Annotated in this window: 19 protein-coding genes; 12 read left to right on the top strand and 7 right to left on the bottom strand. The window is 66.6% G+C overall.

Going from position 1 to position 20,451, the window contains the following annotated elements; all coding sequences use genetic code 11:
• Positions 1–89: 89 nt before the first annotated feature.
• Entirely contained in the window at positions 90–1,979 is a 1,890-nt protein-coding gene (locus tag MUK71_RS14405) for a YhgE/Pip domain-containing protein (protein WP_244802784.1), read from the bottom strand.
• A gap of 390 nt (positions 1,980–2,369) precedes the next feature.
• Here MUK71_RS14405 and MUK71_RS14400 point away from each other — a divergent pair, with 390 nt between their 5' ends.
• On the top strand, positions 2,370–3,776 hold the full coding sequence (locus MUK71_RS14400) for an OFA family MFS transporter (RefSeq protein WP_227928472.1): 1,407 nt from the start codon (positions 2,370–2,372) through the stop codon (positions 3,774–3,776).
• Positions 3,773–3,877: an MFS transporter small subunit gene (locus tag MUK71_RS16345; protein WP_423723643.1), complete on the top strand. Its 105-nt coding sequence runs from the start codon at positions 3,773–3,775 to the stop codon at positions 3,875–3,877. Before MUK71_RS14400 ends, MUK71_RS16345 begins: the two co-directional genes overlap by 4 nt.
• A gap of 32 nt (positions 3,878–3,909) precedes the next feature.
• Here MUK71_RS16345 and MUK71_RS14395 read toward each other — a convergent pair whose 3' ends face one another.
• Positions 3,910–4,431 carry a hypothetical protein gene (locus MUK71_RS14395; protein WP_227928473.1) on the bottom strand — a complete coding sequence of 174 codons (522 nt, stop codon included), beginning with the start codon at positions 4,429–4,431 and terminating at the stop codon, positions 3,910–3,912.
• A 127-nt stretch (positions 4,432–4,558) separates the two neighbouring features.
• On the opposite strand from MUK71_RS14395, the gene MUK71_RS14390 reads away from it, so the two are divergent.
• Positions 4,559–5,596 (top strand): NAD(P)-dependent alcohol dehydrogenase, encoded by a 1,038-nt coding sequence (locus tag MUK71_RS14390; protein WP_227902737.1) that lies wholly within the window; start codon positions 4,559–4,561, stop codon positions 5,594–5,596.
• Positions 5,597–5,625: 29 nt separating this feature from the next.
• Here MUK71_RS14390 and MUK71_RS14385 read toward each other — a convergent pair whose 3' ends face one another.
• The 3 genes from MUK71_RS14385 to MUK71_RS14375 all read right to left on the bottom strand — a co-directional run bounded on the left by MUK71_RS14385 (position 5,626) and on the right by MUK71_RS14375 (position 8,894).
• Positions 5,626–6,723 (bottom strand): phosphotransferase family protein, encoded by a 1,098-nt coding sequence (locus MUK71_RS14385; RefSeq protein WP_227928475.1) that lies wholly within the window; start codon positions 6,721–6,723, stop codon positions 5,626–5,628.
• Positions 6,724–6,727: 4 nt separating this feature from the next.
• Positions 6,728–8,014 carry an acyl-CoA dehydrogenase family protein gene (locus tag MUK71_RS14380; protein ID WP_227902735.1) on the bottom strand — a complete coding sequence of 429 codons (1,287 nt, stop codon included), beginning with the start codon at positions 8,012–8,014 and terminating at the stop codon, positions 6,728–6,730.
• A gap of 79 nt (positions 8,015–8,093) precedes the next feature.
• Complete coding sequence (locus MUK71_RS14375; protein WP_227902733.1) at positions 8,094–8,894, bottom strand: SDR family oxidoreductase; 801 nt, start codon at positions 8,892–8,894, stop codon at positions 8,094–8,096.
• Positions 8,895–9,013: 119 nt separating this feature from the next.
• Between MUK71_RS14375 and MUK71_RS14370 the strand changes: the two genes are divergently transcribed.
• Positions 9,014–9,625 (top strand): TetR/AcrR family transcriptional regulator, encoded by a 612-nt coding sequence (locus MUK71_RS14370; protein WP_227902731.1) that lies wholly within the window; start codon positions 9,014–9,016, stop codon positions 9,623–9,625.
• 73 nt (positions 9,626–9,698) lie between these two features.
• Here MUK71_RS14370 and MUK71_RS14365 read toward each other — a convergent pair whose 3' ends face one another.
• A complete protein-coding gene (locus tag MUK71_RS14365) occupies positions 9,699–11,678 on the bottom strand; it encodes an acyl-CoA dehydrogenase family protein (RefSeq protein ID WP_227928477.1) in 1,980 nt (659 codons plus the stop codon).
• A gap of 185 nt (positions 11,679–11,863) precedes the next feature.
• Here MUK71_RS14365 and MUK71_RS14360 point away from each other — a divergent pair, with 185 nt between their 5' ends.
• The 8 genes from MUK71_RS14360 to MUK71_RS14325 all read left to right on the top strand — a co-directional run bounded on the left by MUK71_RS14360 (position 11,864) and on the right by MUK71_RS14325 (position 18,882).
• Complete coding sequence (locus MUK71_RS14360; protein ID WP_227928478.1) at positions 11,864–12,493, top strand: TIGR03085 family metal-binding protein; 630 nt, start codon at positions 11,864–11,866, stop codon at positions 12,491–12,493.
• Between the two features lie 107 nt (positions 12,494–12,600).
• Complete coding sequence (locus MUK71_RS14355; protein ID WP_227928479.1) at positions 12,601–13,107, top strand: MarR family winged helix-turn-helix transcriptional regulator; 507 nt, start codon at positions 12,601–12,603, stop codon at positions 13,105–13,107.
• A gap of 59 nt (positions 13,108–13,166) precedes the next feature.
• Positions 13,167–13,511, top strand: a complete 345-nt coding sequence (locus MUK71_RS14350) for a bifunctional 3-phenylpropionate/cinnamic acid dioxygenase ferredoxin subunit (protein WP_227902724.1) — start codon at positions 13,167–13,169, stop codon at positions 13,509–13,511.
• A complete protein-coding gene (locus MUK71_RS14345) occupies positions 13,508–14,746 on the top strand; it encodes an NAD(P)/FAD-dependent oxidoreductase (RefSeq protein ID WP_227928480.1) in 1,239 nt (412 codons plus the stop codon). Before MUK71_RS14350 ends, MUK71_RS14345 begins: the two co-directional genes overlap by 4 nt.
• A gap of 147 nt (positions 14,747–14,893) precedes the next feature.
• Positions 14,894–15,940, top strand: coding sequence for an iron-siderophore ABC transporter substrate-binding protein (locus MUK71_RS14340; RefSeq protein ID WP_227928482.1), 1,047 nt, complete (start codon positions 14,894–14,896; stop codon positions 15,938–15,940).
• Between the two features lie 119 nt (positions 15,941–16,059).
• Positions 16,060–17,283: a mechanosensitive ion channel family protein gene (locus MUK71_RS14335; RefSeq protein ID WP_227928483.1), complete on the top strand. Its 1,224-nt coding sequence runs from the start codon at positions 16,060–16,062 to the stop codon at positions 17,281–17,283.
• Between the two features lie 115 nt (positions 17,284–17,398).
• Positions 17,399–17,719, top strand: a complete 321-nt coding sequence (locus MUK71_RS14330; RefSeq protein WP_227928485.1) for a PRC-barrel domain-containing protein — start codon at positions 17,399–17,401, stop codon at positions 17,717–17,719.
• Between the two features lie 89 nt (positions 17,720–17,808).
• Positions 17,809–18,882 (top strand): YihY/virulence factor BrkB family protein, encoded by a 1,074-nt coding sequence (locus MUK71_RS14325; protein ID WP_227928488.1) that lies wholly within the window; start codon positions 17,809–17,811, stop codon positions 18,880–18,882.
• Between the two features lie 168 nt (positions 18,883–19,050).
• Here MUK71_RS14325 and MUK71_RS14320 read toward each other — a convergent pair whose 3' ends face one another.
• Positions 19,051–20,424, bottom strand: a complete 1,374-nt coding sequence (locus MUK71_RS14320) for an APC family permease (protein ID WP_227928489.1) — start codon at positions 20,422–20,424, stop codon at positions 19,051–19,053.
• Positions 20,425–20,451: the final 27 nt, after the last annotated feature.

Raw genomic sequence — 20,451 nt, 5'->3', positions numbered from 1 at the left:
TTCCCGTTAACGGGGAAGGGCAGGAACCGCGGCTGCGGTTCCTGCCCTTCCTTTAGTGGTGCGAGGTGATGCGGTGGTGCTCCGAAACGCTAGTGCTGTGCGTTGCGGCGGGTACCGGCGACCAGCATACCGATCGGAACCAGCAGCAGCAGCAGCGGGATCAGCACGGCGAGGATCTTCGGGGAGGTGAGGATCTCGCCCGGAGTCAGGGCCGTGGTGCTGGCCCGCATGGTGTCGGCGCCGTCGGCGATGTCCCCGTTGCCGTTGGCCAGCGTCTCGCTGCCTTCGGCGAGCTTGGCATTGCCGTCAGCCAGGTCCGCTGCACCCTTCTTCAGGTCCTTGGTGCCTGCGGTCAGGGTCTTGCCGCCGTCGTCGAGCTTGGTGACGCCCTCGTCCAGGGACTCGGTGCCGGTGGAGAGGCGGCCGGTGCCGTCAGCCAGGCTGATGGTGCCATCGTAGATCTTGTAGTTGCCGTCGGCCAGCGTGTAAGCGCCGGTCTCCAGCGTGCTCAGCCCAGTGGCCAGGGAGCCTGCGCCGGCGGCGATCTTCCCGTTGCCGTCGGCCAGCGTGTACGCACCGTTTTCCAGGGTGCCGAGGCCGGTGGCGAGGCTGCCTGCACCGGCGGCGAGCTTGCCGTTGCCTGCAACGAGGTCCTTCGAACCCTTCTCCAGGGCGCCGAGGCCGGTGGCGAGGGTGCCTGCGCCGGCGGCGAGCTTGCCGTTGCCCTCAGCAAGGGCATCAGCACCCTGCTTCAGAACTTCCAGACCCTTATCGAGTTCCGTCGCGCCGGCGGAGAGCCGGCCTGCTCCTGCGTAAAGCTGTTCGATACCTTCCGCGGCCTGGCCGGCTCCCGCAGCAAGTGCTGGCGCAGCGGCAGGATCGTTGAGCTGGGCCAAGCCGTCGGAGACTGCGGCGGCACCGTATTTGAGGCCCGGCTGCTGGGGGGTTCCGTTGCCCTGAAGGCCAAGATCGATGGTGGCAACCAGACGCTCGAGGCCTTCAAGTTTCGCTGCCGCCAGGCGCAGGCGATCGGCCGGTTCCTTTCCGCCTCCGAAAGCTTCCGGCAGGAGCTGAATGCGGTCTGCAGCGGCTTCGAGTTCGGCGGCGCCCATGGACTCGCCGTTCGGGCCGTAGGGGACGAGGTCAGCCTTGATCTGATTGGCCACCGTGTCGGACTGGCCTTCCTGAACCGTGTTGATGCCGGCGTCAATCTGCAGCACTCCACCGTTGACGGCGGCAGCTCCCGGTGCCGCCTTTGCAATCCCGTCTGCAACCTGCTGCGCGCCCCCTGCGAGGGCGGGTGCCTTCTCGTAGAGAGGCTCCATCTTTTTGTAAAGCTCGTTGGCCCCGCCAGCCACCTGGGTCGACCCGTCCTTCGCCGACTTAGCGCCCTCAGCCAGCTGCTTGGCGCCGGATGCGGCCGAGCTGGCGCCGGTCTTGAGTTCCTTGACACCGGTGTTTGCCGCAGTGGCACCGGCGGCCAGTTTGCCCGCACCGTCAGCGGCACTGTTCGCACCGGCCTGCAGCTCCTTCGCACCGTTGTTGGCGGTGGTAGCGCCGTTGGCGAGCTGGTTGGCGCCCTCGGATGCGCTGTTGGCGCCCACGACCAGCTGGCCGGCGCCGCTGTTGGCAGTGGTGGCACCGGCAGCAAGCTTGTTGGCGCCGGTGTTGGCAGCCTCGGCACCGGTGAGGAGCTTCAGTGCACCCTCATCGAGCGTGGTGGCGCCTTCCTTCAGTGTGGTCACGCCGGCCTTGGCGGAGGAGATGCCGTTGGCCAGGGTGTTGGCGCCGTCGTCGACCTTCTTGGAGCCGGCAGCGACCTTGTCTGCACCGTCCTTGGCCTTGGCCGCGCCTTCCTTTAGGTCCCCTGCACCGGTGGAGGCACGCTCAGCACCATCGCTCAGCTGCACCGCGCCGTCGGCCACCTTGCCGGTAAACAGCACAAAGAAGGCCAGCAGGAGGATCAGGAACAACGCCAAAAGGGCGGTTAAAAGTGTGTGCGGGCGGGATGATGCGCGCCCGGACGTGGAACTCGTCATTGAATATCCTTTTTCTGCTTCATACGGGTCGAGACTGACTGAGCTGCGTGCAGCACGCCGGTGGGCGCAGCCTTCGCGAATGCATGGTGTCCGGTCCGTTTCCGCAGATGACGAAACCGACCCGGGTGAGTGTGATGTCTGTTACATCTAAGCTACCCAGCGGTAACAAAGCAAGCGTTTTGGGAAATTAGTTACCGGTGAGTAGGTTGCACGGTATGTTTTCCTGCGATACGGCAAAACGCGTGTCATTCCGGGACACGGCGTTCTTCAGGGCGCATCCTGACTCCTACACACAGTCTGAGCACGACGCAGCCTGACAAGGGAGTCCGTATGAGTTGGCTGGATCGCAACCGCACCATCGCCCCGCCCGGTTTCAACCGATGGCTCATCCCGCCGGCCGCTTTGGCCGTCCATCTGTGCATTGGCCAGGTCTACGCCACCAGCGTCTACAAGACGGCGCTGGTGGACTATTTCGACGCCAGCCTCACGCAGATCGGTGTGATCTTCTCGATTGCCATCGTGATGCTGGGGCTTTCGGCAGCTGTGATGGGTACCTGGGTGGATGCCAACGGACCCCGAAAGGCGATGTTTGTCTCGGCCATGTTCTGGGTGGGCGGCTTCGTGGTGGGAGCGGTGGGGATCTTCACCCACCAGCTTTGGCTGCTGTATCTGGGATACGGGGTGATCGGCGGCATCGGCCTGGGCATCGGCTACATCTCCCCGGTGTCCACCCTGATCAAGTGGTTCCCGGACCGGCCCGGGCTCGCCACGGGCATGGCGATCATGGGATTCGGCGGTGGTGCACTGATTGCCAGCCCGCTGTCCTCGGCGCTGCTGGCCTTCTACGATCCGGCCTCGGGTACCCCGGGATGGGTGGCCAGCGGGGACGCGGTGGGCAAGCTGTTCCTGACCCTGGCAGCCATTTATCTGATCTACATGCTGTACGGCGCCGCGACCATCCGGGTTCCGGCCGCGGACTGGAAACCGGCGGGCTTTGATCCCTCCGCCGTCGCCGCCAAATCCCTGGTCACCACCAACCACGTCTCGGCAGCCAACGCCATCAAGACCAGGCAGTTCTGGCTCGTCTGGATTGTGCTCTTCTGCAACGTGACGGCCGGTATCGGCATCCTGGAACAGGCCGCGCCGATGATCCAGGACTTCTTCCGCCAGTCCGACGGCGCGTCCCTGGTCACAGCCGCCGTTGCCGGCGGATTCGTGGGCCTGCTCTCGATCGGCAACATGGGCGGCCGCTTTGTCTGGTCCGCCACCTCGGACCTGATCGGCCGCAAACGCATCTACATGCTCTACCTCGGCGGCGGCGCCATCCTGTACGCCCTGCTCTCCTTCTTCGGAGACACCTCCACCATCCTCTACGTAGCGCTGGCCTTCGTGATCCTGTCCTTCTACGGCGGCGGATTCGCCACGGTTCCGGCCTATCTGCGGGACCTGTTCGGCACCTTCCAAGTGGGCGCCATCCACGGCCGGCTGCTCACCGCCTGGTCCGCGGCCGGGATTGCCGGACCGCTCATCGTCAATTCATTCCTGGACGCGCAAGGCACTCCCGGCGAGCTGACCGCGGGGGCCTACTATCCCGCCCTGCTGACCATGGTGGGCCTGCTGATTGTCGGGTTCATCGCGAATCTGCTGGTGACACCGGTCCACTCCCGCCACCACGAACCGAAGTCCGAGCCGGAGGCTCCGGCGCAGACACCAACCCCGGACGGAGAGCACGCATGAGCAACAAAGCGATGGTCACAGTGAGCTGGCTGCTGGTGGGAATTCCGCTGGCGTACGGCGTCTTTCAGACCCTCAGCCGGGCAGCGGCACTGTTCGGCTGACGGCTGTCCGGTGTGCGGATAGGGGGGGCTGGTCAGCCCTTGGACTTCCCGGAGTCCCCGGAGTCCGTTGCCCCGTCCAAGGCATAGTCCAGAAGCAGGGAAGAGGCGGCGGCGGCCGCCGCCATCACCCACCGGGGACGGGCCGCCCCGCGCCGGACCAACCATTTCTCAACCTGTTCATCCAGTGCCAGGGTCAGTGCCAAAACGCCGCTGACGGTGACCCCCACGAGCGCAGCCATGCCGGCCAGTGCGATGGCCGGGGTTCGCGGCGCGGAACCGGCTGCACGCAGATAGGAAGGCGCGGTTGCCTCACCCGCAGCGCCGTCCTCACCCGCGGCCGTGAACGGGGTAACCAGGTCAACCGTTGAGGCGGCCGCCAGTTCCCTGCCCTTGCGGGTGCCCTTCTGCACTGCCACAACGCTGATGGCGCCGATGGCTGCGCCCGGTGCCAGGATGTAAAGGCGGCGCAGGGACGGGGACCAGTCGGCGGGCCGGCTGAGCGTACCTGCAGCAGACACAGCGGCAAGGGCAAGGGAAAGCAGCGGATTCTTCATGCCCCTCACGGTACCGGGGCCGCGCAGGGGCTGTGCAACCGGAGCCCGGGTGCAACGATTAAGGTGCTAAAGCCATCCACCCGTACCTGCGGCGGAGCTTCGCCGGTGCGGAGAGTAGGAGCACGCCATGAAGGCTCTTCAATACCGCACCCTGGGCGCGCCGCCCGAAGTGGTGGAAATCGAAACCCCCGAACCGGGACCGGGCCAGGTGCGGCTGAAGATCACCGCCGCCGGGGTCTGCCACTCGGATGAATTCATCATGAGCCTGCCGGAGGGCGAATACATCTACGGACTGCCCCTGACGCTGGGACATGAGGCCGCCGGGGTAGTGGACCGGATCGGCGACGGCGTGCAAAACATCGACGTCGGCACCTCCATGGCCGTCTACGGTCCCTGGGGCTGCGGGATGTGTTACGAATGCTCCAGCGGCAAGGAGAACTACTGCCGGAACGCCGCGGCACTTGGCATCGCCCCGCCCGGGCTGGGCGCCCCCGGGGCCATGGCGGAATACCTGATTGTGGACAGCCCGCGGCACCTGGTGCCCCTGGGGGACCTGGACCCGGTGCAGAATGTCTCCCTGACGGACGCCGGCCTCACTCCGTACCACGCGATCAAAGGGTCGCTGGATAAGCTGCCCTCAGGCTCCACCGCCGTAGTGATCGGCGTGGGCGGGCTGGGCCACGTGGGGGTGCAGATCCTGCGGGCCATGACGGCTGCCACCGTGGTGGCACTGGACATTGACGAGGCCAAGCTGAACCTGGCCACCGACGTCGGAGCGCACTACACCTTCCCGTCCGAGCCCGGGGCGGTGGCCTTGGTCCGGGACCTGACCGGCGGCCGGGGGGTGGACGCCGTCTTTGACTTCGTGACCAACCAGGCCACCCTGGACCTGGGCCAGGCGATGCTTGCGGCGCAGGGGGATCAGGTGCTGGTGGGTGTCGGTGCCGGCACCCTGCCGGTGGGCATGGCGGCGACCTCTGCCTGGGAAACCTCCATCCGTGCCCCCTACTGGGGCTCCCGCTCGGAGTTGTTTGAGGTTTTGGATCTCGCCCGCAGCGAAGGAATCAACGTGCACACCGAGACCTTCAGCCTGGATGATGCCCCGGCCGCCTACGAGAAGCTGAAGAACAACCAGCTGCTGGGCCGCGCCGTCGTCGTTCCCTGACCAACGCCGGGCGGCGGACCGCGTGGCGGCTACAGTGCAGCGCGGTCCAGCCCGGCGAACTGCGCCGCGGTGCGCAGCAGCTGCGGCACGCCTTCCTCCAGCGAGGGGCCGAACACGGTGTCATGCGGGCGCTCGCCCTTGAGCCAGCGGGTGTAGATGGCTTCGCAGAAGATGGATGCCTTCCACAGCGCCAGGGCCTGGTACCAGGGCAGCGCGGTCAGGTCCAGGTCCATCCGCTCCCGGTAGGCGCTAATGACATCCTCCCGGGTGAAATACCCGGGGTGCCGGGTCACGCCGGTGAGCTCCAGCGGGGTGGACTCGCTGCCGGGCTCGGAATACGTGGCGGTGAGGTACCCCAGATCCGCGAGCGGATCCCCGATGGCGGACATCTCCCAGTCCAGGATGGCGATGACGCGGGCCGGGGACTGCGGGGCAAACATCAGGTTTCCCGGCCGGTAGTCGCCGTGCAGCACCGCGGCGGCCTGGCTGTCCGGCACGTTGTCGGCCAGCCAGCCGCCGATGCGTGCCACGTCGGGCAGGGTGCGCATGGTGTTGACCTCCCAGAGGGAAGAGAACCGGGACACCTGGCGGCTGAGGTATCCCTCGGGTTTGCCGAAACCGGCCAGATCCCCGCTGCTCACGTCCACTGAGTGGATGCGGACCAGCGCGTCGACGACGGCGGCGCTGGTGGCCCGGCGGTCCTCCGGCGAGGAGAGGGCGGGCGGAATGGTGTTGGTGATGACCAGCCCGTCGAGGTAGTTCATAACGTAGAAGGGCACGCCGAGCACCGACTCGTCCTCGCAGACGGCCAGGATTTCCGGCACGGGTACGCCCTGCACGCGCAGCAGCTGCTGGATCCGTGCCTCGCGGACCATGTCATGGGTGGAGCGCGGCAGCGGCGGACGCGGGCCGCGGCGCAGCACAAAGTCTTCATTGCCGCGCCGGATCCGGTAGGTGACGTTGGACTGCCCGTCGCCAATGGAGGCCCAGGCCAGTGGCCCGGCGCCAAGACCGTGGGTGTCGAAAAACGCGGTGACTTCGTCGAGGATCAGCAGCGGCGGGGATGCCAGAGCCTCTGCCTCGGCGCGGGTGGCTACTACTTCGGTGCCGTCAGGGGTGGTGTGCATGGGTTCAGGCTTTCGCATCGGCGGGGAACGCGGCGTCGTCGGTCAGTGTGCTGCCGGCCGCGGGACCGGCCGCGTCCGTGACGTCGGCAAGATAGGGGGCGCCGTGCTCCACCTCGCGGCGGCGGCCGGACGAGGCCCGGCGGGCAATGGCCCACTTGTGGGTTTCATTGGAGCCGTCGTAAATGCGGAACGCCCGCACCTCGTTGAGGTAGGAGGCCAGGGGCAGCCGGTCGGTGACGCCGTCGCCGCCGCAGAGCTGCAGGCTGCGGTCGATCACGCGGTAGACCGCCTCGGAGGTGTGTGCCTTGGCCACGGAGGACAGGGCGGAGCCCGCCTTGGCATCGGCCTCCAGCAGGGCGGCGGTCTTGGTGATGATGGCGTCGGAGGTTTCAATGTCAATGACTGACTGGGCGATCATTTCCTGCGCCAGGCCGAGTTCGTTCATGACGGAGCCGAAGATCTCGCGCCGGTTGGTGCGGTCCAGGGCTATGTCCAGGGAGCGGCGGGCCAGGCCGAGCCAGCGCATGCAGTGGGTAAGGCGTGCCGGGCCCAGGCGTACCTGTGCGTAGCGGAAGCCTTCGCCCGGCGCGCCGAGGACGGCGCCGTCGGGCACAAAGACGTCCTCGAAATGCACGTGCGGATGTCCGCCGCCGATGGCCCGGTCCATGGTGTGCAGCTGCTCGCCGATCCGTACCCCGGGGGCGTCCATATCCACCAGCAGCATGGTGGCTCCGGCGGGTGCGCCGTCCACGGCATCGGTGCGGACCATGGCGATGCAGAAGGTGGCGTTGTTGGCCCCGCTGGTAAAGCGTTTGTGGCCGGTGATCCGCCAGCCGCCGTCGACTTTCTCCGCACGGGAGCGCAGGGCCGCCGGATCGGATCCGGCGCCGGGATGGGGCTCGGTCATGCCGAAGCAGGAGCGGGCATCCCCGGCGACCAGCGGGGCGAGATAGCGCCGCTTCTGCTCCTCGCTGCCGATCAGGTGCAGCATGTGCATGTTCCCTTCATCGGGTGCCATGCAGTTCAATGCGGACGGTCCGATCAGCGAGTAGCCTGCCTCCTGGAAGATGGGGGACCAGTGTTCCAGCGGCACTCCCTGGCCGCCGTAGTCGCGCGGTGCATGCGGGGCGAAGACGCCGGCCGCCTTCGCGGCTTCGCGAAGTTCCTTCAGCAGCGGCTCCGGCACCACCTCGCCGGGACGCGGCTCTGCGGGCATCACCGTGCCGCGGATGAAGTCACGGGTGCGCAGGCGCAGGTCTTCGATCTCCGGGGGCAGGGATGCGGGGCTCATGGCGGGTCCTTTGGGTTTGGCGGGGAACGCGGCGGGAACGCGGCGAAGGAAGCGGGGGAGAATGCGGAACCAGCGGCGTTTAGGCTGAGCCACCGGCCGCGAGCAGGCCGCCGTCGAGGTTCAGGATCTGCCCGGTGATCCAGGCGGCGTCCTCGGAGACCAGGAAGGCCGCAGCGCCGGCAATGTCTTCGGGGGTGCCGAGCCGTTTGAGGGGATAGGAGGCGCTGACTTTTTCCTCCCGGCCCTCGTACAGGGCGCGGGCAAACTGTGTTTTGACGACGGCGGGCGCCAGAGCGTTAACGCGCACGCTGGGGGCCAGTTCCACGGCGAGGGTCCGGGTGAGCTGTTCAACCGCGGCCTTGCTGATGCCGTAAAACCCGATGCCGTGCGCCGGGGTCTGGGCGGAGACGGAGGAGAGGTTCAGGATGGCCCCGCCGCGGCCGGTGAAATCCAGGGCCGCGTAGGCACAGACGTCCTGTACCCAGCCCAGCGTGCCGAGCAGATTGACGTCCAGGATCCGCCGGCCGGCGGCCGGATCCAGCTCGGTCAGCGGACCGTAGACCGGATTAACGCCGGCGTTGTTGACCAGGATGTCCAGCTGCCCCCAGGCGCGGGTTACCGTCTCCAGTACCTCGGCGCGGTGGTCCGGGTCATCGGACTTGCCGGCAACCACCAGCACGCTGCCTTCCGGGAACTCGGCGGCAGCTTCCTTGAGCGGGCCGATATTGCGGGCGGTGATGCAGACGCGGGCGCCTTCGGCGGCCAGACGGCGGGCGATGGCGAGTCCGATACCGCGGCTGGCGCCGGTGACAATGGCGGTTTTGCCTTCCAACCGTGCGCCGGTTCCGGGTATGTGCTGCTCCGGTGTCTGTTCCGTCATCTGCTCCGCCAACTTCCGTCATCAACTACCGAGCGACCGCTCGGTATGGGTAGTCTGATGGAGACACCGCAGCTGTGTCAAGAGTCACAGAGTGCCGGAGAATCCATCGAAAGGGTGCCATGACAGCCGCCGGGACGCCGCCGAACTGGCGCGACTTCTCCGTTCCCGCCCTGCCGCCCCTGCTGGGCGCGGCCCTGGACTGCTTTGTCGAGCACGGTTACCACGGCACGGCCATCCGCACCGTTGCCACCCATGCCGGACTCTCGGTCCCGGGTCTCTACCATCACTATCCGTCCAAGCAGGCATTGTTGGTGGGCATTGCGGAATCCGCGATGGCGGACCTCTACGCCCGCAGCAGCGCGGCGCTCCGCGAGGCCGGGGAAGACGTGGAGGCGCGGTTTGCACTGCTGGTCGAATGCCTGGTGCTGGTCCATGCCTACCGCTGGGAGCACGCCTTTATTGCCGCCAGCGAGATCCGCAGCCTGGAAGGCCCCGCCCGCGCCGGCCACATCGCCGCCCGTGACCGGCAGCAGAAGCTGCTGGACGACGTCGTGGCCGAAGGGTCCCGGCTGGGCCGGTTCGCTACCCGGTATCCCAAGGACGCCAGCCGGGCGGTCACCACCATGTGCACCGGTGTTGCCCAGTGGTACCGGGCCGGCGGTCCGCTCAGCCCGGAGGAACTGGCGGCGCGCTACGTGCAGATCTGCCGGGGCACGGTCCAGGCGCGGTAGCGGCCCCCGCCTGTCACGCCGCCTGCCGGCCACCCGGCAGAACCTCAGGCAGAACCTCAGCGGTACCGGCGGTTTAGCGGTACCAGCGGTGCAGGTTCTCCTTGGGCTCGGATCCGAGCGCCGTTTCGGAGATCCACGGTCCGGTGCCCTCGGAAGCGTCAAGCACACCCTTCTCGAGCCAGGTGTACCGTCCGGCGAGGACGCCCTTGGCGAGCTGCCGGTCGGCGTCGTCCGAATTCCGCCACAGTTCGTCAAAGAGCGATTCGATGCGCACCCGGGACTCGGCACTGAATGTATCCGCGAGCTCGAAGGCACCCTGGCCCTCCGCCGGATCCTCCCGGCGGATAGCCAAGGCCCGGACACAGGAGGCGGAAATCGCGAAAATCTCCGCACCGATGTCCACTATCCGTCCCAAAAACACCTGGTGCTGCTCCAGCCCCGCCTGCCAGCGGGCCATCCCGTAGAACGTTGACCGGGCGAGCCGGCGCGAGGCCCGTTCGGCGTAGCGCAGGTGCTTGCCGAGGATACCGAACTCGGCGTACGACGTCGGCACGCTGCCCTTTCCTACGGCCAGCGTGGGCAGCCACTTGCCGTAGAAGCCGCTGGCCTTTACGGCGGCACGGCCCTTGGCGCTCAGCGGTGCGTCGGCCACCGCCAGATCCCCGGCGGCCGTGAGGTGGGCATCCACCGCTTCGCGGGCGATGAACAGGTGCATGATTTCCGTTGACCCTTCGAAAACCCGGTTGATGCGCAGGTCCCGCAGCTGCTGTTCCGCCGGGACGGCGCGCTCGCCCCGGGCTGCAAGGGAATCGGCCGTCTCGAACCCCCGGCCGCCGCGCACCTGAACCAGCTCATCGGCAATGTTGTAGGCCATCTCGCTGGCCCAGAGCTTGGCGAGGGCCGCTTCGATCCGAATGTCCTTGGTGCCGGCGTCCGCCAGCTCGGCGGAGAGTTCGAAGACCGCTTCGAGGGCGAAGCTGGTCGACGCGATGTAGGCGAGCTTCTTGGCAACGGCCTCGTGCCGGCCGATGGGCCGGCCCCACTGTTCACGTGCCCCGGCCCAGCCGCGGGCAATCTTCAGCGACCACTTGCCCGCCGCCGCGCACATGGCAGGGATCGACAGCCTGCCGGTGTTCAGCGTGGTGAGGGCGATCTTCAGCCCCTGTCCCTCCCGGCCCAACCGGTTTGCCGCCGGGACACGCACATTGGTGAAGCGGGTAACCCCGTTCTCAATGCCGCGCAGCCCCATGAAGTTGTTGCGGTTTTCCACGGTGATCCCGGGGGAGGACATCTCGACGACAAATGCGCTGATGCCGCCCTTGTTCCCGCCGTGCGGCGGGACGGCGGCCATTACCACCACCAGTTCTGCGATCACGCCGTTGGTGGTCCACAGCTTCACGCCGTCAATGATGTACTCGCTGCCGTCCTCCGACGGGATGGCCGTGGTCCGCAGCCGTGCCGGGTCGGAGCCGACGTCGGGCTCGGTGAGCAGGAAGGCGGTTACCGCTCCGGCGGCGCAGCGGGGCAGGTACTCCTCTTTCTGCGCGTCATTGCCGAAGACCTTCACCGGTTCCGGCACGCCGATGGATTGGTGCGCGGAGACCAGTGCGCCCATGCTGGGGTGTACCGTGCCGAGGATCATCAGTGCCCGGCCGTAGTGCAGCAGCGACAGGCCGAGTCCGCCGTAGCGCCGGGGGATCTTGATGCCGAAAACGCCCAGGTCTGCCAGACCGCGCAGGTACTCGTCGGGAATGACGCCCGTGCGCTCGATCAGCCGGCCGTCCAGGGTCCGGCAGTATTCGGTGAGCGCTTCCAGAAACAGCTCGGCGCGGGCTTCCTCGTCCGGGTCGGCGTCGGGCAGGGACCGGATCAGGTCCAGGTTGTAGTTGCCGAGATAAATGCCCTTGGCAAAACTCGGCCGGGATTCACCGGTGTCCCGGGCCGCTTCGGTGGCATTGCGTGCATCCTGCTCGGTGACGACACGGTCCTTGATTTTGCGGGCACTGCCGTTTCGGCCGGCGTCCTGGGCATCCTGGATATCGGTGGCACTCATGGGATTTCTCCTCGTTCAGGGCCGCACCGTGCTCGCAGCCTCGGCTCGCTGTGGGGACCATGCTACGCCGCGGTAGGTAAGGGTAAAGGGGGTTCGCGGCTAATGTGGGGCGCAGACCGTATTGCCGTGGAAATCCGCTGGAACGGATGCGAGTATCCCGGCAGACCAATCCGAAGGAGACAGTCATGGCATGGGTGGAAACGGAACGCGCGCAATTGGTCCGGACGCTGCGGGAGACGGACCCCTTCGCGCCAACCCTGTGTGAAGGGTGGGACGTTCGCAGGCTGCTGGCGCATCTGGTGCTCCGGGAACATGCTCCGTGGCGGATTGCCGCCGACGTGGCCCGCCGGCCCAAACCCGGACAGGAGAAAAACCTGGGGGCCGAGGCCAATGCCGCCGGCACCCCGCAGGGCTACGCAGCGCTGGTGGACAGGTTCGCTGCGGGGCCGGGCCGGTTGTCACCTTTCCGGACAGACGCAGCCAACCTGGTGGAATACGTCATCCATCACGAGGACATCCGGCGCGGGGCAGGGGCGGCCGCCGCACGCCAGCTGCCGGCCGGGCAGCAGCAGGCGCTGTGGAAGCAGCTGGGCATGATGGCCCGGATGGGCTATCGCAGCAGCCCGGTCGGCGTTGAGCTTGCCCTGCCCGGGTTCGGGCGGCGCCGGGTCAAGGCCGGGTCGCCCTCGGTGCTGGTTTCTGCCGACGTGGTGGAGCTGGCGCTTCATGCCATGGGCCGGCGTGCAGCGGCGAATGTGAGCATTGAAGGCGGCGGGGATGCCGTGCGCGCCTTCCGCGAGTGGGCGGCCCGGTAACCCCCACCCGGCTTGACAAGCACACCCCTGGTCACGTTGAAATAGTAAGCACGCTGATTGTTTCAGACGAGCTGGATCGCTTACCGACGACGTATCAGGGAAGCAGGATGATGCAGAACGAGGGGGACTGGGAACCCGTGCGGCTGCTCTCAACCGCCGCACGGCTGGTAAGGCGCCAAGTGGACAACAAGCTGCGGGCCGTGGGCCTGACGCAGGAGCGGGTCACCGTTCTGCGGGTCCTGCTGGTGGACGGGCCCATGCGCCGGGCGGAGCTGGCCCGGCGTCTGCGCGTCACGGCGCAGACACTGGGGACGGCGCTGGTGAGTATGGCGGGGCAGGGCCTCGTGGAAGAGGTGGCCATCGCTGCGGGGAAAAGCGGCCGGTTGATGGCCATCTCCGAGCGCGGGCAGAAGCTGCTGGCCGACGCGGAGAACCTCGAACAGGATAATTCCACCGTCGGGATCGGTCCGGAACTGAGGGCGGAGCTGATCACGCTGATTCGAAGCCTTGAGCCCGGGGCCACAACGCAGGAAGCCATGGTACTGCGGCCGGAAAGCGTCGGGAACGGATCCTCCCCGACGGTCCCCGCCGGGGAGCAGGCCGGACCGGGGTAACGTGTTGAGGTAAGAGCAGCACAACACGTTAGTGGCATGGCGCCGGGGAAGGAAATGGCATGAGCGAGGGTATCCGCGTTGCCGATGTCGATGAAATAAGCGAGGGCGAGGCCCTGGTGGTGGATGCCGAAAAGGCCGGCACCGCTGATGACATTGCAGTGTTCCACAGCGACAACGGCCGCTTCTACGCCCTGAACGACACCTGCACGCACGAAGAAGCCTCTCTGGCCGAAGGCTGGATCGAAGGCGACGAGGTGGAGTGCCCCATCCACTCGGCACGGTTCTGCCTGCGCACCGGTGAAGCACTGTGCCTGCCGGCGATGGTGAATGCCAAGGCGCACCGCGTGGAAGTGCGCGAAGACCAAGTATGGCTGTACCCCAACGAGACGCCGCAGGACGCTTGAGCGAGGCGGCAGGCCCCGCCTCGGTGGCGGTGGTAGGCGGCGGCATAGCCGGATTCAGTGCGGTCCGTGAGCTTCGCCGCCGAGGGTATGCCGGCACGCTCCAACTGGTGGATCCGGACGGACTGCCATACGACCGCCCGCCGCTGAGCAAGGCCTTCCTCGCCGGCAGCCTGGACCGGGAACGGCTGCAGCTGGCGCCGGCGCGGTGGTATGCAGACAACGGCGTTGAACTGCTCGCGGAGAGCGTCTGCAAGCTTAATCCCGGAAGCGCTGAATCTGTCCTGACACTTTCCTCGGGCCAGGAGCAGGCGGCCGACGTGGTGCTGCTGGCCACCGGAGCGCGTGCCCGCCGCCTGCCACTGCCAGGCATGGACCTTCCCGGCGTCCTGACGCTGCGCACTGCAGGGGATGCCGGGCAATTGCGTGCACTGATGGGGCCGGAGGCCCGGCTGGTTATCCTCGGAGCGGGGCTGATCGGTGCCGAAACCGCTGCGACGGCGCGCGGTCTGGGGGCCGAAGTGACACTGGTGGACCCGGCGGAGCTCCCCTTTGAGCGGGCGGTGGGGCCGGAGATGGCTGGATACCTGCACGGTCTGCACGCAGCGCACGGCACCGGCTATGTCCGGGGCCGGGCAGTGGGAATCGCGGCGGATGGCCGTGCCCTTTCGGTGGATCTGGAAGACGGCCGCAGGCTGACGGCGACAGCGGTGCTTGTGGCCGTGGGTGGTGAGCCGGTCACCGCACTTGCCGAGGACGCCGGGTTGGAGGTGGACGGCGGCATTCTGGTGGACCGGGCAGGCCGCACTTCGCATCCCCGGGTCTTCGCCGCCGGCGACTCGGCACGCCTGAGGGGTGGCGGCAGCCTGTCCGGACGGCACTTCGAGCACTGGGATGCCGCCAGGCGGACCGGCGAGGCAGCGGCGGCCGGAATCCTTGCAGACGCACCGCCCGCCCCCGGCGCGGACTGGTTCTGGTCCGACCGTTACGGCGTGCACCTTGAAGTGGCAGGCAGCCTTTCAGTGCCGGGCCGGACAATATTGCGCGGGGCACCCGGCCCCGGTTTTATGACGTTCCGTGTGGCCGATGACGGGACGCTGGCCGGAGTGGCCGCCGTCGACGCCGGAACCAGCGTCCGTGCGGCCCGGAGGCTGATCGAGTCGGGGCGAGCTGTCGATCCTGCGGCACTGGCGGATGCGGGAGCGGACCTGCGGCGGATGGCCCGCGCGAGGCCCTGAATCGGGACTCATTCGGGTGCGTGGCACATTACGCAACGTTAGCGTTGCGTAATTGGGCTCAACCTAGGCTAACCTTACTTTTGGGTCCACGCCTGAGTGGATCCGCTTCGTCCGTTAACAGTGAATTCTCATTACAAGGAGCCCCCTATGGCCCTGTCCCGGATGCGCCGCGCCGCTGCCGCGGCCGCCGTCGCCGTCCTCTCCCTCTCCGCCTGCTCCACGGGTGCCTCCGGGGAAAACGAATCGACCGGCAGCGCTGCCGCCGCCGATCAGTTCCCCGTCACCATTGAACATGCCTTCGGTGAGACCGTCATTGAAGAGGCGCCGGAGCGGGTAGCCGCTGTGTCCTGGGCCAACGCTGAAACAGCCCTGGCCCTCGGCGTGGTTCCGGTGGGCATGCCGCTGATCGAGTTCGGCGGCAATGAGCAGGGAACCACACCCTGGATCGACGAGGCGCTGGAAGAACTGGACGCGCCGATCGGCTCGGACAATGCCCCGGCGCAGTACTCCGAGGCTGACGGCATCGCCTTCGACGACGTTGCCGCAACCAACCCCGATGTCATCCTCGCCGCGTACTCCGGGCTCTCCCAGGAGGACTACGACAAGCTGGCCAAGATTGCTCCCGTGGTCGCCTACCCGGACGCTGCCTGGGGCACCTCCTGGCAGGACACCGCCCGGATGACTGGCCAGGCGCTGGGACTGAGCGACAAGGCGGACGAACTGGTCGCCGAGACTGAAAAGAGCATCACCGACAAGGCCGCCGAGTACCCGCAGCTCGAAGGGAAAACCTTCATCTACGGCAACCTGGCTCCGGGCGCCGAGAACGGCGTCTACACCGCACTCGATAACCGGCCGCGGTTCATGGAATCGCTGGGCCTGACCCAGGCTCCGGTGGTGGCCGAAAACAGCAAGGGCGATGAGTTCTACATCCCCTGGTCCGACGAGAACCTGAACCAGCTGGACTCCGACATCTTTGTCAGCTGGGTCGCCAGCGAAGAGGTGGCGGACAGCATCGCCTCGGATCCGCTGCTCAGCCAGATCCCCGCTGCCAAAAAGGGAAGCCTGGTGGCTGATGCCGATGCAACCCGCGTCTTCTCCACCTCGGCCATCAACGTCCTGAGTATCCCTTACGCCCTGGACAACGTGGTGCCGATGATCGCAGACGCCGCCACTGCCGCGGACAACGCCAAGTAGAAACACAGCCGCAGAAGTAACGGATGCCCCGGGGACCTCCCGGGGCGTCCGTTTGTTTTCAGCCGGCAATGAACAGCGGATTGGACAGCCCCCCACCGGGGTTTGCAATCATCGATTGCATGGAAGACCTGCTTGAGCTTGCTGTTCGACTGAAACCGCTCTTCGCCGTACTCGTGGCGGTAGGTATCTCCCTGATCATTGCCTTTGCCGCCCGTGTGGCAGCCAACAAGGCATTCCGGAAGGTGCCCGGCATTCGGGATGTTTCCGTCCGCGCGCGCAATCCGCTGCGGCTGGTGCTGAGCCTGATCGGCATCCGGATTGCTCTCGGAGCCACGGCTCCGGGTGCCTCCTGGCTGCCCACCCTGGACTACCTGCTGGTGGTGGGGCTGATCGGTGCCGTGGCCTGGTTCGGCGTCGTGATGCTGCTGATCATCGAGGCCATGATCCTCACCAAATACAGCACGGACACCCGGGATAATCGCCGGTTGCGGCGCCTGAAAACCCAGGTGATCCTGGGCCGGCGGATCGGCATTGCCGTGCTGATCACCATTGCCGTGGCCTTTGTGCTGCTGACCATTCCGGAGGTCCGCGCACTTGGCGCCGGTATCCTCGCCTCCGCCGGCCTGCTCTCCATTGTGGCCGGCCTCGCCGTGCAGGGCACCCTGAGCAATGTCTTCGCCGGACTGCAACTGGCCTTCACCGACGCCATCCGCGCCGACGACGTCGTGGTGGTGGAGGGCGAGTGGGGCACTATCGAGGAAATCACCATGACCTATGTGGTGGTGCATATCTGGGATGACCGCCGGCTGATCCTGCCCTCGACCTACTTCACCACCACACCCTTCCAGAACTGGACCCGCCGCCAGTCGGCCATCCTGGGGACCGTGGAGCTGGACCTGGACTGGCGGGTGCCCGTGGGTGATCTGCGGGCCAAGCTGAAGGAGACCCTGGCCGGCACCGAGCTGTGGGACGGGCGCACCAGCGTGCTGCAGGTGACAGAGGCAGTGAACGGCGTGGTGCGCGTGCGTATCCTGGTCAGCGCTGCAGACAGCGGCACCCTGTTTGACCTGCGCTGCCTGATCCGGGAAACCATGGTGACCTATCTGCAGGAGCGGCATCCGGATGCACTGCCCCGCCAGCGGTGGGAGGAAGTCAGCAACCCTGCACCGGAAACCGCTGCAGCTCCCCGGAAGGCCCCGCTGCCGCGCAGTTCGGACACCAGCGATTCGCAGCTCTTCACCGGCAGTATCGACGCCGTGGAACGCCGGCAGGTCTTCTCCGGCCCCGGCGAGGAAGTGTTCGCCGAGCGTGAGGAGAACGCGGGGGAGGACGCCCGGCGCTAATCCCGATTTCCGCCGTCGGGGACCGGTGGAACCCTCCCGCTGTTGACACCGGCCGGTGCCGCGCGCGCCAATGGGATAGCCCGGCATCCCCGCCGGGCGCGGGAAGGGAGGGGTTATGACGGACGCTTTTGTGCTCCACCAGATCCAGGGATCCAACGTCTGGGCCAACGACGGCGAGCGGCTGGGTCTGGTGGGGGAAGTTCATCTGGACCGTGGCACCGGCCAGCCGGTGTGGATCACCGTGGATCTGGGGCTCTTCGACACCGGCGAACACTACGTGCCCCTGGCTGCGGCCCGGCGTGACGGGCAGGACATCTTCGTGAACTACTCCAAGGACCAGATTTCCGATTCCCCCGGCGCAAATCCGGAAAACCCGCTGAGCCCCGAAGAGGAAGCGGTCCTGATGGACTATTACGGCCTGGGCACTGCCCGGTAGCCGGCTTCCCGTTGCGGGTACCTTGTTGGTGCTAAGGACGCTTACTAATACGATGGGAAGCTGAACACCGATTCCCGCAGGAGGCCGTAGTGGCGCAGGACAGCAAAAGCAAGGCCGAGACAGCTCCCAGTCCGGACCATGCGAGCAAACCGGACAATCCCACCGAGGTCTCCAAGCCCACTTGGAAATACACCCTGAAGAAGACCATCAGGGAATTCTCCAAGGATCAGTGCACCGACCTGGCCGCGGCCCTGACGTACTACACGGTCCTGGCGATCTTCCCGGCCCTGCTGGCCATGGTGTCCATCCTGGGCCTGGTGGGGCAGGCCGAAGCCACCACCAACGCGATGCTGGACCTGCTGCGGCAGTTCGCCCCGGAGGATGCCGTGAAGGTGATCCAGGGCCCGATTGAGCAGCTGACCTCATCCAGCGGTGCCGGGCTCGCCCTGATTGTCGGTATTCTCGGTGCCCTGTGGTCCGCCTCCGGCTATGTGAAGGCGTTCGGCCGGTCCATGAACCGCATCTACGAAATCGACGAGGGCCGGCCCATCTGGAAGCTGCTTCCCACGCAGCTGCTGGTCACCCTGGTCATGATCCTGCTGGCAGCCGCGCTGCTGCTGATGCTGGTGATCAGCGGGCCGATCGCCGAAGCGATCGGCAACGTGATCGGACTGGGGAGCCAGGCCGTGACCGTCTGGAACATTGCCAAGTGGCCGGTCATGGTGCTTTTCGCCGTGCTGATCATCGCCATCCTTTACTACGCCACGCCGAACGTGAAGCAGCCCAAGTTCCGCTGGATGAGCATGGGGTCGCTGATCGCACTGTTGATCCTGGCCGTGGCCACCCTCGGCTTCAGCTTCTACGTCGGCAACTTCGGCAACTACAACGCTACCTACGGAGCCATCGGCGGCGTGATTGTCCTGTTGCTGTGGATTTGGCTGGCAAACCTGTCCCTGCTCTTCGGCGCCGAGTTCGACGCAGAGGTGGAGCGCGGCCGCGAACTGCAGGCCGGGATCCAGGCCGAGGAATCCGTGCAGCTGCCCCCGCGCGACACCCGCCAGACGGAGAAGCGGCAGGAGCAGGAGGAAGAGGACATCGCGGAGGGCCGGAAGCTGCGCCAGGAGCACGCCGGCAAGGACTACGACGACGACCTGCATGAGTAACCACGCATAGGGAACGCCCCGGACCACGCGGTCCGGGGCGTTTTCCATGGTGCGGGGGCCCTGGCCTCAATCGAAAAGGCACAAAGTGCAGGTCTGCCAAACGAGAGGGCACGACTTACCGTTTTCCGGCTCGAAAACGGTAAGTCGTGCCTTCTCGATGTGCGGGGCTTACTGCTGCGCCGCGGATTCCTTCCCCTTGGCTTCCTTGGCTCCGGGGCGTTTTGAGCCCAAGGTCTTGCCCTTGGTCAGCCGGCGGGCGGCGAACAGCACCAGGCCGATGGCCATCAGGATCCCGGCCCGCAGCCAGACGGCGGCGTCCTGCTGGGTAAGCAGCAGGATGCAGGAGGCGATGGCGAGGTAAGGAACCACAATGGGGGTGCGGAAGTGCTTTTCCTCCACCTTGTCCCTGCGCAGCACAATCACGGCAATGTTGGTGCTCAGGAAAACGAACAGCAGCAACAGGACCACCGTTTCGGCCAGGGACGCCAGGCCGCCGGTGGTGGTCAGGATCATGGCCACCACTGTCGTGGCGGCGATGGCCACCCACGGGGTCCTGCGGTTGGGCAGGACCTTGCCGAACACACCGGGCAGGAGCCCCTGCTCGGACATTCCGTAGGTCAGGCGGGAGGACATGATCATGGTCAGCAGGGCACCGTTGGCCACTGCCACCAGCGCGATCAGGCTGAAGGTCCAATCCGGGATACCGAATCCGGTGGCGCTGACTACATCAAGGAGCGGCCCGGAGGATCCGGCCAGGTCTTCCGTGGGCAGTGCCACGGACGCGGCCAGCCCAATCAGGACGTAGACCAGGCCCGCGGTAAGCATCGCGCCGAAGATGGCCTTCGGGTAGACCCGGCGGACATCACGAACCTCCTCGGCGATATTGGCGGACACTTCGAATCCCACAAATGAGTAATAGGCAATCACCGAAGCGGCCAGGACGGCGGTGCCCGGATTCACGCCGGCGGGGAACTGCGTGATCTGCTCGGTGTAGCCCTCGCCCTTGCCCAGCATCAGGCCCACCAGCACAATCACCAGGACCAGCCCGGAGACCTCGATGATGGTCATCACGACATTGCTGCGCACGGATTCGGAAATGCCGCGGGCGTTCAACAGAGCCACCAGCAGCAGGAACACGATGGCGGCCGGAACGGCCGGCACATCCAGGAAGGGCGCCAGATAGTCCCCGGTGAAAGCCAGTGCCAGTCCGGCCGCGCTGGTGACTCCGGCGGCCAGCATCGCGAAGCCCACCAGAAAGGAAATAGCCGGCACCTTGAACGCCCGTTCGGCAAAAACAGCCGCGCCTCCGGCGCGCGGATACTTGCTCACAAGTTCCGCGTAGGATGCCGCGGTGAGCAGCGCGAGGACCAGCGCCACAACGAGCGGCACCCAGATGGCGCCCCCCACTTCGCCCGAGACCTCTCCCACCAGTGCATAGATGCCTGCGCCGAGAACGTCGCCAAGGATGAACAGATACAGCATGGGGCCGGTGATGCCCTGCTTGAGTTTGGATGCAGGCTTCTCCTGCGTAATTTCTCCCATGAAGGAAAGTGTAAAGAATTTACTAAG

Origin of the sequence: Arthrobacter zhangbolii, assembly GCF_022869865.1 — a bacterium.
GTDB lineage: Bacteria > Actinomycetota > Actinomycetes > Actinomycetales > Micrococcaceae > Arthrobacter_B > Arthrobacter_B zhangbolii.
The sequence above is the reverse complement of the archived record's forward strand: the minus strand, read 5'-3'. Positions and strand labels throughout refer to the sequence as shown.

What these genes read in the sequence shown, in the direction of transcription:
- MUK71_RS14390 (WP_227902737.1), top strand. Translation starts at nt 4,559, where the DNA reads ATGAAGGCTCTTCAATACCGCACCCTGGGCGCGCCGCCCGAAGTGGTG.
- MUK71_RS14385 (WP_227928475.1), bottom strand. Translation starts at nt 6,723, where the DNA reads ATGCACACCACCCCTGACGGCACCGAAGTAGTAGCCACCCGCGCCGAG.
- MUK71_RS14380 (WP_227902735.1), bottom strand. Translation starts at nt 8,014, where the DNA reads ATGAGCCCCGCATCCCTGCCCCCGGAGATCGAAGACCTGCGCCTGCGC.
- MUK71_RS14360 (WP_227928478.1), top strand. Translation starts at nt 11,864, where the DNA reads ATGGCATGGGTGGAAACGGAACGCGCGCAATTGGTCCGGACGCTGCGG.
- MUK71_RS14320 (WP_227928489.1), bottom strand. Translation starts at nt 20,424, where the DNA reads ATGGGAGAAATTACGCAGGAGAAGCCTGCATCCAAACTCAAGCAGGGC.
- MUK71_RS14365 (WP_227928477.1), bottom strand. Translation starts at nt 11,678, where the DNA reads ATGAGTGCCACCGATATCCAGGATGCCCAGGACGCCGGCCGAAACGGC.
- MUK71_RS14350 (WP_227902724.1), top strand. Translation starts at nt 13,167, where the DNA reads ATGAGCGAGGGTATCCGCGTTGCCGATGTCGATGAAATAAGCGAGGGC.
- MUK71_RS14400 (WP_227928472.1), top strand. Translation starts at nt 2,370, where the DNA reads ATGAGTTGGCTGGATCGCAACCGCACCATCGCCCCGCCCGGTTTCAAC.
- MUK71_RS14375 (WP_227902733.1), bottom strand. Translation starts at nt 8,894, where the DNA reads ATGACGGAACAGACACCGGAGCAGCACATACCCGGAACCGGCGCACGG.
- MUK71_RS14355 (WP_227928479.1), top strand. Translation starts at nt 12,601, where the DNA reads ATGATGCAGAACGAGGGGGACTGGGAACCCGTGCGGCTGCTCTCAACC.
- MUK71_RS16345 (WP_423723643.1), top strand. Translation starts at nt 3,773, where the DNA reads ATGAGCAACAAAGCGATGGTCACAGTGAGCTGGCTGCTGGTGGGAATT.
- MUK71_RS14395 (WP_227928473.1), bottom strand. Translation starts at nt 4,431, where the DNA reads ATGAAGAATCCGCTGCTTTCCCTTGCCCTTGCCGCTGTGTCTGCTGCA.
- MUK71_RS14340 (WP_227928482.1), top strand. Translation starts at nt 14,894, where the DNA reads ATGGCCCTGTCCCGGATGCGCCGCGCCGCTGCCGCGGCCGCCGTCGCC.
- MUK71_RS14330 (WP_227928485.1), top strand. Translation starts at nt 17,399, where the DNA reads ATGACGGACGCTTTTGTGCTCCACCAGATCCAGGGATCCAACGTCTGG.
- MUK71_RS14370 (WP_227902731.1), top strand. Translation starts at nt 9,014, where the DNA reads ATGACAGCCGCCGGGACGCCGCCGAACTGGCGCGACTTCTCCGTTCCC.
- MUK71_RS14335 (WP_227928483.1), top strand. Translation starts at nt 16,060, where the DNA reads ATGGAAGACCTGCTTGAGCTTGCTGTTCGACTGAAACCGCTCTTCGCC.